Origin of the sequence: Pseudomonas gingeri (assembly GCF_013386115.1) — a bacterium.
Lineage (GTDB): Bacteria > Pseudomonadota > Gammaproteobacteria > Pseudomonadales > Pseudomonadaceae > Aquipseudomonas > Aquipseudomonas gingeri.
On the sequence record NZ_JACAOR010000024.1, the window covers coordinates 1 to 422 of the forward strand.

2 tRNA genes are annotated in these 422 nt (G+C 46.7%); both read left to right on the forward strand.

What is annotated here, in order from left to right:
- Positions 1 to 30: 30 nt before the first annotated feature.
- Positions 31 to 107, forward strand: a tRNA-Ile gene (locus HX881_RS32605).
- A 30-nt stretch (positions 108 to 137) separates the two neighbouring features.
- Positions 138 to 213: transfer RNA gene (locus tag HX881_RS32610), tRNA-Ala, on the forward strand.
- Positions 214 to 422 lie beyond the last annotated feature (209 nt).

Sequence of the window (422 nt, forward strand, 5' to 3'; positions counted from 1 at the left end):
TGAAGAAGACGATAGAAGCAGCCCGAAATTGGGTCTGTAGCTCAGTTGGTTAGAGCGCACCCCTGATAAGGGTGAGGTCGGCAGTTCGAATCTGCCCAGACCCACCAATTTTGTGTGGGAAAAGCCTGTAGAGATACGGGGCCATAGCTCAGCTGGGAGAGCGCCTGCCTTGCACGCAGGAGGTCAACGGTTCGATCCCGTTTGGCTCCACCATTTACGTAGTGATGGTTGTTGGCTGTAGTTGCTTCTGCGTTAAAGCTTAGAAATGAGCATTCCATCCAGGTGATGGTGAATGTTGATTTCTAGTCTTTGATTAGATCGTTCTTTAAAAATTTGGGTATGTGATAGAAAGATAGACTGAACGTTACTTTCACTGGTAACGGATCAGGCTAAGGTAAAGTTTGTGAGTACTCTTAAGAGTT